This window comes from Streptomyces sp. NPDC087263 (assembly GCF_044744645.1).
In the GTDB taxonomy this organism is placed as follows: Bacteria; Actinomycetota; Actinomycetes; order Streptomycetales; family Streptomycetaceae; genus Streptomyces.
This window is the reverse complement of sequence record NZ_JBIUYT010000002.1, coordinates 1-14,893: the sequence shown is the minus strand read 5'-3', so window position 1 is coordinate 14,893 and position 14,893 is coordinate 1. Positions and strand designations below refer to the sequence as shown.

Below are 14,893 nucleotides of genomic sequence, written 5' to 3'. Positions count from 1 at the left end.
CGCTGAAGCCCTCCAGGTGGGGGCCTGACGGCGCCAAACGCCTGCGGATACGCGTAGGACCCGCACCGTACGGAGACGATGCGGGCCCTGGCGTGAAGCGGTCCCTCGAAAGGGTCCGATCGGGTTACTGCTGAGGCGGCGCCGGCGGCTGGAAGGGCTGGCCGGGCTGGGGCGGATACGGCTGTCCCTGGTGCGGCGGGTACGGCTGGCCCGGTTGCTGCGGGTAGCCCTGTCCCGGTTGCGGGGGGTAGGGCTGACCGGGCTGCGGCGGATACGGCTGTGCGGGCTGCGGCTGCTGGGGGGCCTGCCCCGGTGCCGGTGCCGGCTGTCCGGGGTACGGCTGGCCCGGGTACTGCTGGTACTGCTGACCGGGCAGCGGCGGCGCGGCCACCGGCGGCGGGTTGCCGTCCGACGTCCAGAGCCCGTGCGACTGCTGGTGGCGCGCGATGTCCTCGGCCACCATCGCAGAGAGGTCGAAGTACGCCTCCCGCACCTTCGGCCGCATCATGTCGAGGTCGACCTCCGCGCCCGCGGACAGGTGTTCGTCGAAGGGCACGACGACGACACCGCGGCAGCGCGTCTCGAAGTGGCTGACGATGTCATCCACCTTGATCATTTTTCCGGTCTCGCGTACCCCGGAGATGACGGTGATGGACCGCGAGACGAGATCCGCATACCCGTGCGCCGACAGCCAGTCGAGCGTCGTACTGGCGCTGCTCGCACCGTCGACCGACGGCGTCGAGATGATGATGAGCTGGTCGGCGAGGTCCAGCACACCGCGCATCGCGCTGTACAGCAGCCCGGTGCCCGAGTCGGTCAGGATGATCGGGTACTGCTTGCCCAGTACGCCGATCGCGCGCCGGTAGTCCTCGTCGTTGAACGTGGTCGACACCGCAGGGTCGACGTCATTGGCGATGATCTCCAGGCCGGACGCGGCCTGGGACGTGAACCGCCGGATGTCCATGTACGAGTTGAGGTGCGGGATCGCCTGGACGAGGTCACGGATGGTGGCCCCGGTCTCGCGGCGCACACGGCGCCCGAGCGTACCCGCGTCCGGGTTGGCGTCGATCGCGAGGATCTTGTCCTGCCGCTCGGTGGCGAGTGTCGAACCGAGCGCGGTGGTCGTGGTCGTCTTGCCCACGCCGCCCTTGAGGCTGATGACGGCGATCCGGTAGCACGACAACACCGGCGTACGGATCAGGTCCAGCTTCCGCTGGCGCTCCGCCTCCTCCTTCTTCCCGCCGAGCTTGAACCGCGACGAGGCGGCAGCCGGGCGTCCGCTCTTGGCCTTCTGCTTCTTGTTGTTGAGCAGCCGGTCGGAGGAGAGCTCCACCGCCGCGGTGTAACCGAGAGGGGCGGCACCGGGATTGATGGGCTGGCGCTGGTCGTGCTGCACGGGCTGCGGCCAGGCGGTCCCGGCTCGCGGGTCGACAGGCGCGTGCGCCTGCGCGGCGGGCGGAACGGGGGGACCCTGCGGGGGCTGTGCGTCGTACTGCTGCGGTACGGGCGGTTGGCCCGGCTGAGGTTGGGGCTGCCCCTGCTGGGGGTACGGCGGGGCCGCTTGCGCCGGCGGGAGCGGATCGGCCGGCGGCGCGGGCGGGTTGGGGAAGCCGTAACCGGCCTGGGGCGCGGGGGCGTGGGGTGACTGCGGTGCGGGGGGCTGGTGCGGGAAGCCGTATCCCGGCTGCGGAACCGCGGGTGCTCCCTGGGGAGGGAAGCCGTAACCGGGCGCTGGGGCGGGCGGGTTGAGCGCGGGGGCGGGCGGAGTGGGCGCCGCCGGTGCCGGTGCCGGTGCGCTGGGTTGCGGGAAGCCGTAGCTGCCTTGCGGGGTGGGGCTCGGGGCCGGAACGCTGGGCTGCGGGAACCCGTAGCTTCCCTGCGGTTGCGGTTGCGGTTGCGGTTGCGGTTGAAGCTGTGGCTGTGGGTAGGGCGCTTGCGCCGGAGGGGCGGCTGCCGGGGACGGCGGTGCCACGACCGGGGACGGAACCTGCGGCGGCGCCGGAACCGGGTTCTCGAAGGCGGGCGGGTACACCGGTGCGGGCGCCTGCGCCGGGCCGGCGGAGACGGGTACACCGGGGGAGGGCCACGCCGGCGGCGCCGCGGGCGGCTGGGCCTGGAAGGGCCGGCCTGGTGCCGGGGCCGGTGCCGGCGGCTGGAACGGCTGACCCGGTGCGGGCGCGGGCGGCTGCGCCCGCGGCGGCTCCTGTACGTGTCCGGCCTCGGCCGCCACTGGTTCGGTGGACGCGGGCCACTGCGCCGCGGGAGCGGGCGCCGCAGGCTGATAGGCGGGTGGCAACGGCGGCAGCCCACTCTGAGGAAGCGGCGGCGGAGCCCACGCGGGGGGAGCGTCCTGCGCGGAGCCTTCCCCGCTCGACCCGGCCCCGGCGACCACGTCCTGATGCTCGGCGTCCTGCGGCAGCGCGTCATTGACGTCGTCCTGCCGCGGCTCGGCGTCACCGGCCTCGTCGGCCGCTTCGACTGTGTCGTCGGCTGCGGAGCCCCGCAGTTCCACGACCTCGCCGCCGTCGGAGGAGTCCAACTCGGCGTCAGCCGGTGCATCGTCCCGTACGACGTCTACATCTGCGGCCGCGTCACTGCCGTCGCCCGAGCCGTCGGACTGGTCAGCAGCTGCCGCCGTAGCGGTATCGGCAGCGGCATCCGTAGCCACCGGCGTCGCCCGCTCCGCGACCTCACGCTTCACGGCCCGAGCGGAGATCCGCATGGTCGCACCGCTCTCCAGATCCCCGTCGCCGGTCTCCCCATCGTCGGAAGCGGCGACGGGCGCGGCCGGAGGTGTGGTGGGCCCCGGCTGGAGCGGCAGATTCGGCAGCGCGGTCGGACCGCCCGCGACAGGACTCACCACCACCAGCGGCGGCACGGAAGACGTTCCCCAAGCCGATGATTCCGGCGCGGCCGCGGCGTCTGAACCCGTCGAGGACGAAGCCTCCGCGTCGGGAACCTCCGAAGTGCCTGAAGTATCGGAGTCCTCGGAAACCTCCGAAGCGACCGAGACCTCAGAGGCGTCGGAGACCTCAGAGGCGTCGGAGCTGCCAGAACTCCCTGAGTCCTCCGGGACGCCCAAGGCCTCCGGGCCTCCCGAATCCTCCGAATCCTCAGAGTTTCCCGAGTCCTCCGGTTCCGCCGCCGGCTTCGACTCCGAAGCTCCGTCCCTCGAACTCCCCGAGGCGTTCTGCGTGTACCAGGCCGGCGGTGCGTAGTCGATGGTGAACTCGCCCGTCGTCTCGACGGCGGACTCCGCGTCGGAGTGGTCATCGCCGGGCGTGGCCCAGCCCCCGCGGATGCCGTCCCGATCGCTGTTCACAATTCCTCCTGGTGTGGTCGAGCCCCCTGATGCGGCGCGATGCCGGGGCGGGACGTGGTCGATCCGTCCACGGGCTCTGGCGTCCCGCCGGTCCCAGCCTAATCACCACCACTGTCAATAGGGCAGGCCCGTCCGCCCCACCGCGGCTGCCCGCTACGTCACACCCTGCCCAGAAGTGGCGTACGCACGTGCACTATTGACCAGCAAAGCGGACAAACGGTGTCATCGAGGTGAGCGTGCCGAGCGTGAGCCGCGGCCTGCCCTCCCCTTGTGCGGTCTGCCCTCCCCTTGTACCCCGTCCGTGCCGGGTACTTGGGCGGTTGGCGAGATCCTCGTGAAGAGGTGTGCGCGGCAGCCCATGAAGTGATGCACGGCCAGGCACACAAACACGAAAAGGCGGCCGACGCAGCGCCCCGCCGCATCGACCGCCTCGCCCTACCACTCCGCTGCGAGCCGTCCGCCCTACTCCGCCGGCGCTCCGCCGTTGTGCGGCGCGGGCTCCAGGTCGAACTCCCCGTCCCGGGCCCCGAGCACAAAGGCCCGCCACTCCGCCTCCGTGTACCGCAGGACCGTGTCGGGGTCGAGGGAGGAACGCATGGCCACCGCGCCCTCGGGCAGGTACGCGATCTCCACCCGCTCCTCGTGCTCCTCCGTGCCCGGCGCGCTCAGCCACTCGACGCCCGAGATGTCGAGGGCGTAGAGCTCGTCCTTCTCCCGCTCCTTGCGCGCCTTGACGTCCTTGTCCGCTTCCTCGGCCATGTTCCGGCGGCCCCTTCCCCACATACGAAAGACCTGTCCACTCACCCTAGTGGCCTGGTCCTCGCCGTACGGGCGGGTTCGGGGACCGGGTAAGCCGGGTCCTTGCGGGCTGGTAACCTGTGAAACGGCCGTTTGTGTACGCGCCCCCGGAGCCCACCGCTCCGGAGGCCGCGCGCAGCGGATCCGCCTCCCGAGTACCGGAAGATCCCCTGAGATGTGGACCAGGGGCACTCGGTGGCACATCACAGACTACGAGGAGTACGCGTGTCGCTCGACGCCGCAACGAAGAAGCAGCTCATCACCGAGTTCGGCCAGAAGGAGGGCGACACCGGCTCCCCCGAGGTCCAGGTCGCCATGCTCTCGCGCCGTATCTCGGACCTGACCGAGCACCTCAAGACCCACAAGCACGACCACCACTCCCGCCGTGGTCTGCTGATCCTGGTCGGTCAGCGCCGCCGCCTGCTGCAGTACCTGGCCAAGAAGGACATCCAGCGCTTCCGTGCGCTGGTCGACCGCCTGGGCATCCGCCGCGGTGCGGCGGGCGCCAAGTAAGACGCCGTGAGAGGGAGCGGTTCCCATCATTCAGGGGGCCGCTCCCTTTTGCTGTACGTGCTCTAGGTGCGGAGTGTCACCGACGCTTTGTACTGTGGTAGCGCAACGCAATACGCAGGACACAGCAGGCACGAAAGAAGTACGTACGAACTCAGCGTGATGACGCCCCGCCCGCCGGGCAGGGAACCGTCGCGACACTGAACGAGGAGAAGCGCACCTCGCCGCCGCCGGTCCTCGGTAGTGGCCCCCGGGGAAACACGAACCCGGGTGCTTCGATCGAAGACCGGCCAGCACCAGAAGGAGCGCTTCTCCGCCGCTGTCCCTCTGCCACACGGGCAGGATGGGGCGAAAGACGAAAAGTATCGGAGAAAACGCTAGTGGAGAACGAGACCCACTACGCCGAGGCCGTTATCGACAACGGATCCTTCGGCACCCGCACCATCCGCTTCGAGACGGGCCGGCTGGCCAGGCAGGCCGCCGGATCCGCCGTCGCGTACCTGGACGACGACACCATGGTGCTGTCGGCCACCACCGCCTCCAAGAAGCCCAAGGAAAATCTCGACTTCTTCCCCCTCACGGTGGACGTCGAGGAGCGGATGTACGCCGCCGGCAAGATCCCCGGCAGCTTCTTCCGCCGTGAGGGCCGTCCCTCCGAGGACGCCATCCTCACCTGTCGCCTGATCGACCGCCCGCTGCGCCCGTCCTTCAAGAAGGGCCTGCGCAACGAGATCCAGGTCGTCGCGACGATCATGGCGCTCAACCCCGACCACCTGTACGACGTCGTGGCGATCAACGCCGCCTCCGCGTCCACGCAGCTGGCCGGTCTGCCCTTCTCCGGCCCGATCGGCGGCGTCCGCGTCGCGCTGATCAACGGCCAGTGGGTCGCGTTCCCGACGCACACCGAGCTCGAGGACGCCGTCTTCGACATGGTCGTCGCGGGCCGCGCCCTGGAGGACGGCGACGTCGCGATCATGATGGTCGAGGCCGAGGCCACCGAGAAGACCATCCAGCTGATCGCGGGCGGCGCCGAGGCGCCGACCGAGGAGGTCGTCGCCGCCGGTCTGGACGCCGCGAAGCCCTTCATCAAGGTGCTCTGCAGGGCCCAGGCCGACCTCGCCGCGAAGGCCGCCAAGCCCACCGGCGAGTTCCCGGTCTTCCTCGACTACCAGGACGACGTCCTGGAGGCCCTGACGGCCGCGGTCAAGAGCGAGCTCTCCCAGGCGCTCACCATCGCCGGCAAGCAGGACCGCGAGGCCGAGCTGGACCGCATCAAGGAGATCGCCGCCGAGAAGCTGCTCCCGCAGTTCGAGGGCCGCGAGAAGGAGATCTCCGCCGCGTACCGCTCGCTGACCAAGTCCCTGGTGCGCGAGCGCGTCATCAAGGACAAGGTCCGCATCGACGGCCGTGGCGTCACGGACATCCGTACGCTCGCCGCCGAGGTCGAGGCCATCCCGCGCGTGCACGGCTCGGCGCTGTTCGAGCGTGGCGAGACCCAGATCCTGGGCGTCACCACCCTCAACATGCTCCGCATGGAGCAGCAGCTGGACACCCTCTCCCCGGTGACCCGCAAGCGCTACATGCACAACTACAACTTCCCGCCGTACTCCGTCGGTGAGACCGGCCGCGTCGGTTCCCCGAAGCGCCGCGAGATCGGCCACGGCGCGCTCGCCGAGCGCGCGATCGTGCCGGTCCTGCCGTCGCGCGAGGACTTCCCGTACGCGATCCGTCAGGTGTCCGAGGCCCTCGGCTCCAACGGCTCGACGTCCATGGGCTCGGTCTGCGCCTCCACCATGTCGCTGCTGAACGCCGGTGTGCCGCTGAAGGCCGCCGTCGCCGGTATCGCCATGGGCCTGATCTCCCAGGAGATCGACGGTCAGACGCACTACGTCGCCCTCACCGACATCCTCGGTGCGGAGGACGCCTTCGGCGACATGGACTTCAAGGTCGCCGGTACCAAGGAGTTCGTGACCGCCCTCCAGCTCGACACGAAGCTGGACGGCATCCCGGCCTCCGTCCTGGCCGCGGCTCTCAAGCAGGCCCGCGACGCCCGCCTCCACATCCTCGACGTGATGATGGAAGCGATCGACACGCCGGACGAGATGTCCCCGAACGCCCCGCGGATCATCACGGTCAAGATCCCCGTGGACAAGATCGGTGAGGTCATCGGCCCGAAGGGCAAGATGATCAACCAGATCCAGGAGGACACCGGCGCCGACATCACGATCGAGGACGACGGCACCATCTACATCGGTGCCCAGCAGGGCTCGCAGGCCGAGGCCGCGCGCGCCACGATCAACGCGATCGCCAACCCGACCATGCCGGAGGTCGGAGAGCGCTACCTGGGTACGGTCGTCAAGACCACCACCTTCGGTGCGTTCGTGTCGCTGCTCCCGGGCAAGGACGGTCTGCTGCACATCTCGCAGATCCGCAAGCTGGCCGGCGGCAAGCGCGTGGAGAACGTCGAGGACGTGCTCGCCGTGGGCTCCAAGGTCCAGGTCGAGATCGCCGAGATCGACTCCCGCGGCAAGCTCTCCCTGATCCCTGTGGTCGAGGGCGAAGAGGGCGACGACAAGAAGGACGACACCGACCAGTGACGTCCACCAGCTCCACGGCGACGGCCCGCACCTCTCCCGAGGCGCGGGCCGTCGCCCGTACCCAAACCCTCATCAAGGGCGAGAACGGCATCGGCACGGTCCGCAAGACCACCCTCCCCGGCGGCCTGCGCATCGTCACCGAAACCCTCCCCTCCGTTCGCTCCGCCACCTTCGGCATCTGGGCGCACGTCGGCTCCCGCGACGAGACCCCGACACTGAACGGCGCGACCCACTACCTGGAACACCTGCTCTTCAAGGGCACCCGGCGCAGGTCCGCCCTGGACATCTCCTCCGCCATCGACGCGGTCGGCGGTGAGATGAACGCGTTCACGGCGAAGGAGTACACCTGCTACTACGCGCGCGTGCTCGACACCGACCTCCCGCTCGCCATCGACGTCGTGTGCGACATGCTCACCGGCTCGCTGATCGAGCAGGCGGACGTCGACGCCGAGCGCGGTGTGATCCTCGAAGAGATCGCGATGACCGAGGACGACCCGGGCGACTGTGTGCACGACCTGTTCGCGCACACCATGCTCGGCGACACCCCTCTCGGCCGCCCGGTCCTCGGCACGGTCGACACGGTCAACGCCCTCGGTGCCGACCGCATCCGCCGCTTCTACAAGAAGCACTACGACCCGACGCACCTCGTGGTGGCCTGTGCGGGCAACGTCGACCACAACAAGGTCGTACGCCAGGTCCGCGCCGCCTTCGAGCAGGCGGGCGCCCTCAAGGGCCCCGACGCCACGCCGTTCGCCCCGCGCGAAGGCAGCCGAGCCATCCGCACCGCGGGCCGCGTCGAACTGCTCGGCCGCAAGACCGAGCAGGCCCATGTCGTCCTCGGCATGCCGGGCCTGGCCCGCACCGACGAGCGTCGCTGGGCGCTCGGCGTGCTGAACACCGCTCTCGGCGGCGGCATGTCCTCCCGCCTCTTCCAGGAGGTCCGCGAGAAGCGCGGCCTGGCCTACAGCGTGTACTCGTACACCTCGGGCTTCGCCGACTGCGGCCTCTTCGGTGTGTACGCGGGCTGCCGCCCGAGCCAGGTCCACGACGTGCTCAAGATCTGCCGCGACGAGCTCGACCACGTCGCCGAGCACGGCCTCTCGGACGACGAGATCGGCCGCGCCATCGGCCAGCTCCAGGGCTCCACCGTCCTCGGCCTCGAGGACACCGGCGCGCTGATGAACCGTATCGGCAAGAGTGAACTGTGCTGGGGCGAGCAGATGTCCGTCGACGACATGCTGGTCCGGATCGCATCGGTCACCCCGGACGAGGTCCGCTCGGTCGCGCACGACATCCTGGGGCAGCGGCCCTCGCTGTCGGTCATCGGCCCCCTCAAGGACAAGCAGGCCGCCCGTCTGCACGAAGCGGTCGCGTAAGTCCTCGGCCGGTGGCGTAAGTCCTCGGCCGGTGGCATAGGTCCTCGGCTGGTCGTGGAAGTCCTTGACTGTCCTCGACTGTCCTCGACTAAGGAAGCAGGAAGATGAGCAAGCTGCGCGTGGCGGTCCTCGGTGCCAAGGGCCGTATCGGAGCCGAGGCGGTACGAGCCGTCGAGGCTGCCGAGGACCTGGAGCTGGTGGCCGCGCTCGGCCGGGGCGACAAGCTGGAGACGCTGACCGAGACCGGCGCCCAGGTCGCCGTCGAACTGACCACGCCTGCCTCGGTGATGGACAACCTCGACTTCTGCGTACGGCACGGCATCCACGCCGTCGTCGGCACGACGGGCTGGACCGACGAGCGCCTCACGCAGTTGCGGACCTGGCTGTCCGGCTCCCCGGAGACCGGCGTGCTCATCGCGCCCAACTTCTCCATCGGCGCCGTACTGACCATGAAGTTCGCCGAGGTCGCCGCGCCGTACTTCGAGTCCGTCGAGGTCATCGAACTGCACCACCCGAACAAGGTGGACGCTCCCAGTGGCACCGCCACGCGCACCGCCCAGCTCATCGCCGCGGCCCGGGAGCGCGCGGGCAGCACCCCGCAGCCCGACGCCACGGCGACTGCCCTGGACGGCGCCCGCGGCGCGAACGTCGACGGGGTGCCCGTGCACTCCGTACGCCTCCGTGGCCTCCTCGCCCACCAGGAGGTCCTGCTCGGTGGCGAGGGCGAGACCCTCACCATCCGTCACGACTCCCTCCACCACAGCAGCTTCATGCCGGGCATCCTGCTCGGCACCCGCCGCGTGGTGACCACCCCGGGCCTCACCTTCGGCCTGGAACACTTCCTGGACCTGAACTAGAAGCCATGCGCGCGAAGCTCACATACGCCATCACGGCGGCCGTCCTGGTCGCCTACTTCGTGCTGGTCGGCTGGCGCGGGCTCCTGCTCATCCAGGCCGGCACGCTCCTCACCGTCACCTTCGGTGTCGCGGTGCTGATCCTGCCGGTCATCGGCGTCTGGTTCCTCTGGAAGAACACCCAGTTCGTCCGCAGGGCCAACCGCCTCGCCGCCGAGCTCGACGCCGAAGGCGGCCTGCCCGTCGACGAGTTGAAGCGCACGGCGGGCGGCCGCATCGACCGCGACTCGGCCGACGAGGTCTTCGCCAAGCGCAAGGCCGAGACCGAGGACGCCCCGGACGACTGGCGCAGCTGGTTCCGCCTCGCGATCGCCTACCACGACGCCCGCGACACCCCGCGCGCCCGCAAGGCGATGCAGCGAGCGATCGCACTGCACGAGGGCAGGCCACCGGTGGAAGCCTGAGAGCCACGACGAAGGGGCCGGCCCGCGATGTGCGGACCGGCCCCTCCCCAATTCCCGTCGGCGCTGAGGCTCAGGCCCGCCGGTACTCGTCCGCCCACACCTCGATGGCGTCCGCCGCCCGGTCGAAGGCCTCCACACGCGCCAGGAAGTCCGTGCCGTGCGAGGTCAGCAGCGGCGGCAGGTCGTTGGGCGCACGATCCCTGCGTACGAGGGTCAGTGCCTGCCCCTGAACGGTGCGGGGCAGCCCGAGCCAGCGCACCGGCTGCTGCACCGTCCGTACCGCGACGACCTGCGCCCAGGGCGTCGTACTCGTACGGAGGAAGCTCACCCGGCGCAGCCCCTGGGCGCTCACCCAGACGCCCACCCGCAGCAGTCGCAGCGCGCAGAGTATGGCGAGCGCGGCCCCGCCGAGGCAGGCCGCGGCGCCGGCCGGAGTCCCGGTGACCGCGATGATGACCGCGGCGACGAGTACGTACGAGACCAGCAGCAGGACGAGCGCGGCCGCGCCCACCCGCCACGGCCCGGGACGGTAGGGACGCCGCCAGTGGTCGCGGTTGTCGAACGGCAGCGCGAGGTCGTCCGCCACCTCGTCAAAAGCGCGGTCCGCCGTCAGGAAGGGCAGGGGCACGATTGGTCCTCACTCAATCCACGCATGGGCTGGCTGTGCCCGGTGAGGTTATCGAGCCGGGTCCCCGCTCACCACCCTTGGGGGTCCGGATGAGTCAGTGGCCGTGCGACGCTTCGGACTGCTGCGTCGTCGCGGACGTCTGATCCGCGGATGACTTGTCCAAGGTCAATGCGGGCATTCCGATGATCAGGGCGCCCGCGAGCCCCGCGATCACGGTGAGTCCTATCAGCCATCGGCCGGCCATCTGACTGGCGGACGGACGCTCACGGGGTGGGGGAGTGACATTGCTGCGGAACTGGTCTGCTTCGGCGAGGAAGGCAAAGGGAACGGGCTCGCGCCGACGGAGCATGGGGACTGCTTCTCCTCTGGGGACTCGAACGAATCGTTGTCACCAATACAGACGAGCGAACGCCCCGATCGGTGCCCTGTTTCGCCGAATTCGCAGAAGTTCGCGGTCTAATGTCGCGGCACGCCACCGAACGCCCTGTTGTCGGTGCCGGGCCGTAGAGTGGGCGCCGCCCGAGCCTGTGATGGGAAGGACCCTCTCCACCGTGACCGACACCCCCGCCGACGACCTCAAGCCCAGCTTCCGCAGCGATGTCACCGTCGAGCTGGTCAAGCACACCGCGTCCGACTCGGACGTGCTGTTCGCCGCCCGCGTCTCGACGCTCGGCGAGCAGTCGCTGGACGAGCTGAAAAAGGACCCGGAGCGCTCAAAGGGCCTGCTCAACTACCTGATGCGGGACCGGCACGGCAGCCCCTTCGAGCACAACTCGATGACGTTCCTCATCAGCGCCCCGATCTTCGTCTTCCGCGAGTTCATGCGCCACCGCGTCGGCTGGTCGTACAACGAGGAGTCGGGCCGGTACAGGGAGCTCCAGCCGGTCTTCTACGTCCCGGGCGAGTCCCGCAAGCTGATCCAGGAGGGCCGCCCCGGCAAGTACGTCTTCGTCGAGGGCACCCCCGCGCAGCAGGAGCTCACCGGCCGCGTCATGGAGGACTCATACCGTCAGGCGTACGAGGCGTACCAGGAAATGCTCACCGCCGGTGTAGCCCGAGAGGTCGCCCGTGCGGTCCTCCCGGTGGGCCTCTTCTCCTCGATGTACGCCACGTGCAACGCCCGCTCGCTGATGCACTTCCTGGGCCTGCGCACCCAGCACGAGCTGGCCAAGGTCCCGTCCTTCCCGCAGCGCGAGATCGAGATGGTCGGGGAGAAGATGGAAGCGGAGTGGGCGAAGCTGATGCCGCTCACGTATGCGGCCTTCAACGCCAACGGGCGCGTGGCGCCGTAGCGCGCTTCCGCACGCCTTCCGGCACAGATGTACGGATGGACCGTGCGAAGTGTCCGTATTGCGGCATTTCGGGAAGTTCATCTAGCCTGATCAAACGGACCCGGCACTGCTTGAACCCCCGAGCAGGCAGTGCCGGGCTCCACCTTTGTCACGACTTGTCGCCTGCCCCTAGGGCAGACCCCGCCCTGAGCAGCGAGTAGCGTATTACCCATGGCTCCGACCTCCACTCCGCAGACCCCCTTCGGGCGGGTTCTCACCGCCATGGTCACGCCCTTCACGGCGGACGGCGCGCTCGACCTCGACGGCGCGCAGCGGCTCGCAACCCACTTGGTGGACGCAGGCAACGACGGCCTGGTCATCAACGGCACCACCGGCGAGTCCCCGACCACCAGCGACGCGGAGAAGGCGGATCTCGTACGAGCCGTACTGGAGGCGGTCGGCGACCGTGCCCACATCGTCGCCGGCGTCGGCACGAATGACACCCACCACAGCATCGAGCTCGCCCGAGCCGCCGCGAAGACCGGCGCGCACGGCCTGCTGACCGTCACGCCGTACTACAACAAGCCCCCGCAGGAGGGCCTGTACCGGCACTTCTCAGCCATCGCCGACGCCACCGAACTACCGGTGATGCTCTACGACATCCCCGGCCGCAGCGGCGTACCGATCAGCACCGAAACCTTGGTGCGCCTCGCCGAGCACCCCCGTATCGTCGCCAACAAGGACGCCAAGGGAGACCTCGGCCGAGCCAGCTGGGCCATCGCCCGCTCCGGCCTCGCCTGGTACTCCGGCGACGACATGCTGAACCTGCCGCTGCTCTCCGTGGGAGCCGTCGGCTTCGTCTCCGTCGTCGGCCACGTCGTCACGCCGGAGCTGCGCGCCCTGGCGGACGCCTTCGCGAGCGGCGACGTCCACAAGGCCACCGAGATCCACCAGAAGCTGCTTCCCGTCTTCACCGGCATGTTCCGCACCCAGGGCGTCATGACGACCAAGGCCGCGCTCGCCCTCCAGGGCCTGCCCGCCGGACCGCTGCGCGCCCCGATGGTCGAGCTGACGCCCGAGGAGACTGCCCAGCTCAAGATCGATCTTGCCGCCGGCGGGGTACAGCTCTAACTACAGACTTCACAACTGAATACGTACGACAACGCAGGCCACGAGCCTGCAGCCCACACGACAACTGCTACTGCACGAACGTCACGCGCGCCACGTGCCTTGCCAGGTACGTGGCGCGTGTGGTGAGGAGAGTCTTTTGAGTCATCCGCATCCTGAACTCGGCGCCCCGCCGAAGCTCCCGAAGGGCGGCCTGCGGGTCACCCCGCTCGGCGGCCTCGGTGAAATCGGCCGGAACATGACGGTCTTCGAGTACGGCGGTCGTCTGCTGATCGTCGACTGCGGAGTGCTCTTCCCCGAAGAGGAGCAGCCCGGAATCGACCTGATCCTGCCGGACTTCACGTCCATCAGGGACCGCCTCGACGACATCGAGGGCATCGTCCTCACGCATGGCCACGAGGACCACATCGGCGGCGTCCCCTTCCTCCTGCGGGAGAAGCCGGACATCCCGCTGATCGGCTCCAAGCTGACCCTCGCTCTCATCGAGGCGAAACTCCAGGAGCACCGCATCCGCCCCTACACCCTCGAAGTCGCGGAGGGCCACCGCGAACGCATCGGCCCCTTCGACTGCGAGTTCGTCGCGGTCAACCACTCCATCCCGGACGCCCTCGCGGTCGCCATCCGCACCCCCGCGGGCATGGTGGTCCACACCGGCGACTTCAAGATGGACCAGCTCCCGCTGGACGGCCGCCTCACGGACCTGCACGCCTTCGCACGGCTGAGCGAGGAAGGCATCGACCTTCTCCTCTCGGACTCGACGAACGCCGAGGTCCCGGGCTTCGTCCCGCCCGAGCGCGACATCTCGAACGTGCTGCGCCAGGTCTTCGCCGGCGCCAGTAAGCGGATCATCGTGGCGAGCTTCGCCAGCCATGTGCACCGCATCCAGCAGGTCCTGGACGCCGCCCACGAGAACGGCCGCAGGGTCGCCTTCGTCGGCCGCTCGATGGTCCGCAACATGGGCATCGCGAGGGACCTGGGCTACCTGAAGGTCCCGCCGGGCCTCGTCGTCGACGTCAAGACGCTCGACGACCTGCCGGACAGCGAGATCGTGCTGGTCTGCACGGGATCCCAGGGCGAGCCGATGGCCGCGCTGTCCCGGATGGCCAACCGCGACCACCAGATCCGCATCGTCCAGGGCGACACGGTGATCCTCGCGTCGTCGCTCATCCCGGGCAACGAGAACGCGGTCTACCGCGTCATCAACGGCCTGACCCGCTGGGGCGCGAACGTCGTCCACAAGGGCAACGCCAAGGTGCACGTCTCGGGCCACGCATCCGCGGGCGAGCTCGTGTACTTCTACAACATCTGCAGGCCGAAGAACCTGATGCCGGTCCACGGCGAATGGCGCCACCTACGGGCCAACGCCGAGCTGGGCGCCCTCACCGGTGTCCCGCACGACCGCATCGTGATCGCCGAGGACGGCGTCGTCGTCGACCTCATCGGTGGCAAGGCCAAGATCTCCGGCAAGGTCCAGGCGGGATACGTGTACGTCGACGGCCTCTCGGTCGGCGACGTGGGCGAGCCCGCGCTGAAGGACCGGCGCATCCTCGGCGACGAGGGCATCATCTCGGTCTTCGTGGTGATGGACGCCAGCACCGGCAAGATCACCGGCGGCCCGCATGTCCAGGCCCGCGGCTCAGGTATCGACGACTCGGCCTTCACCGACGTGATCCCGAGGGTCAGGGAAGTCCTGGAGAAGTCGGCACAGGACGGTGTCGTCGAGCCCCACCAGATGCAGCAGCTCATCCGCCGCACGCTGGGCAAGTGGGTCTCCGACAACTACCGCCGACGCCCGATGATCCTCCCGGTCGTCGTCGAGGTCTGACCCTCGCACGAGCTCAACCAGGAGCGGGGGGGGGGGGGGGGGGGGGGGGGGGGGGCCCCCGCGGCGGGGGGGGGGGGGGGCCCAGGGACGGCCCCCGCCCCCCACCCCCCCCGGGCCCAC

Annotated in this window: 12 protein-coding genes; 8 read left to right on the top strand and 4 right to left on the bottom strand. The window is 69.6% G+C overall.

Annotation, left to right across the window (positions count from 1 at the left end; translation table 11 throughout):
* Positions 1-124: 124 nt before the first annotated feature.
* On the bottom strand, positions 125-3,322 hold the full coding sequence (locus ACIPC1_RS05325) for an SCO5717 family growth-regulating ATPase (protein WP_402513455.1): 3,198 nt from the start codon (positions 3,320-3,322) through the stop codon (positions 125-127).
* Between the two features lie 462 nt (positions 3,323-3,784).
* A complete protein-coding gene (locus ACIPC1_RS05320; RefSeq protein WP_402513453.1) occupies positions 3,785-4,081 on the bottom strand; it encodes a DUF397 domain-containing protein in 297 nt (98 codons plus the stop codon).
* Between the two features lie 264 nt (positions 4,082-4,345).
* Between ACIPC1_RS05320 and rpsO the strand changes: the two genes are divergently transcribed.
* From rpsO to ACIPC1_RS05295, 5 genes are all read left to right on the top strand, one after another.
* A complete protein-coding gene (rpsO, locus tag ACIPC1_RS05315; protein WP_019075416.1) occupies positions 4,346-4,633 on the top strand; it encodes a 30S ribosomal protein S15 in 288 nt (95 codons plus the stop codon).
* A gap of 377 nt (positions 4,634-5,010) precedes the next feature.
* Positions 5,011-7,227 carry a polyribonucleotide nucleotidyltransferase gene (locus ACIPC1_RS05310; RefSeq protein WP_384389757.1) on the top strand — a complete coding sequence of 739 codons (2,217 nt, stop codon included), beginning with the start codon at positions 5,011-5,013 and terminating at the stop codon, positions 7,225-7,227.
* Positions 7,224-8,603, top strand: coding sequence for a M16 family metallopeptidase (locus tag ACIPC1_RS05305; RefSeq protein ID WP_402513451.1), 1,380 nt, complete (start codon positions 7,224-7,226; stop codon positions 8,601-8,603). The genes ACIPC1_RS05310 and ACIPC1_RS05305 overlap by 4 nt, the downstream gene beginning before the upstream one ends.
* Before the next feature lie 104 nt (positions 8,604-8,707).
* Positions 8,708-9,460, top strand: coding sequence for a 4-hydroxy-tetrahydrodipicolinate reductase (gene dapB, locus ACIPC1_RS05300; protein WP_402513448.1), 753 nt, complete (start codon positions 8,708-8,710; stop codon positions 9,458-9,460).
* A 5-nt stretch (positions 9,461-9,465) separates the two neighbouring features.
* A complete protein-coding gene (locus tag ACIPC1_RS05295) occupies positions 9,466-9,921 on the top strand; it encodes a hypothetical protein (protein ID WP_384389765.1) in 456 nt (151 codons plus the stop codon).
* Between the two features lie 70 nt (positions 9,922-9,991).
* On the opposite strand, the gene ACIPC1_RS05290 is transcribed toward ACIPC1_RS05295, so the two are convergent.
* Both ACIPC1_RS05290 and ACIPC1_RS05285 read right to left on the bottom strand, forming a co-directional pair.
* A complete protein-coding gene (locus ACIPC1_RS05290; protein ID WP_402513446.1) occupies positions 9,992-10,549 on the bottom strand; it encodes a hypothetical protein in 558 nt (185 codons plus the stop codon).
* A 94-nt stretch (positions 10,550-10,643) separates the two neighbouring features.
* Positions 10,644-10,898 carry a hypothetical protein gene (locus tag ACIPC1_RS05285; RefSeq protein ID WP_402513443.1) on the bottom strand — a complete coding sequence of 85 codons (255 nt, stop codon included), beginning with the start codon at positions 10,896-10,898 and terminating at the stop codon, positions 10,644-10,646.
* Between the two features lie 202 nt (positions 10,899-11,100).
* Here ACIPC1_RS05285 and thyX point away from each other — a divergent pair, with 202 nt between their 5' ends.
* The 3 genes from thyX (at position 11,101) to ACIPC1_RS05270 (ending at position 14,773) form a co-directional block, all read left to right on the top strand.
* Positions 11,101-11,841, top strand: coding sequence for an FAD-dependent thymidylate synthase (thyX, locus tag ACIPC1_RS05280; RefSeq protein WP_384389774.1), 741 nt, complete (start codon positions 11,101-11,103; stop codon positions 11,839-11,841).
* Positions 11,842-12,051: 210 nt separating this feature from the next.
* Complete coding sequence (gene dapA, locus ACIPC1_RS05275; protein WP_402513442.1) at positions 12,052-12,951, top strand: 4-hydroxy-tetrahydrodipicolinate synthase; 900 nt, start codon at positions 12,052-12,054, stop codon at positions 12,949-12,951.
* Between the two features lie 136 nt (positions 12,952-13,087).
* A complete protein-coding gene (locus tag ACIPC1_RS05270) occupies positions 13,088-14,773 on the top strand; it encodes a ribonuclease J (RefSeq protein ID WP_402513440.1) in 1,686 nt (561 codons plus the stop codon).
* Positions 14,774-14,893: the final 120 nt, after the last annotated feature.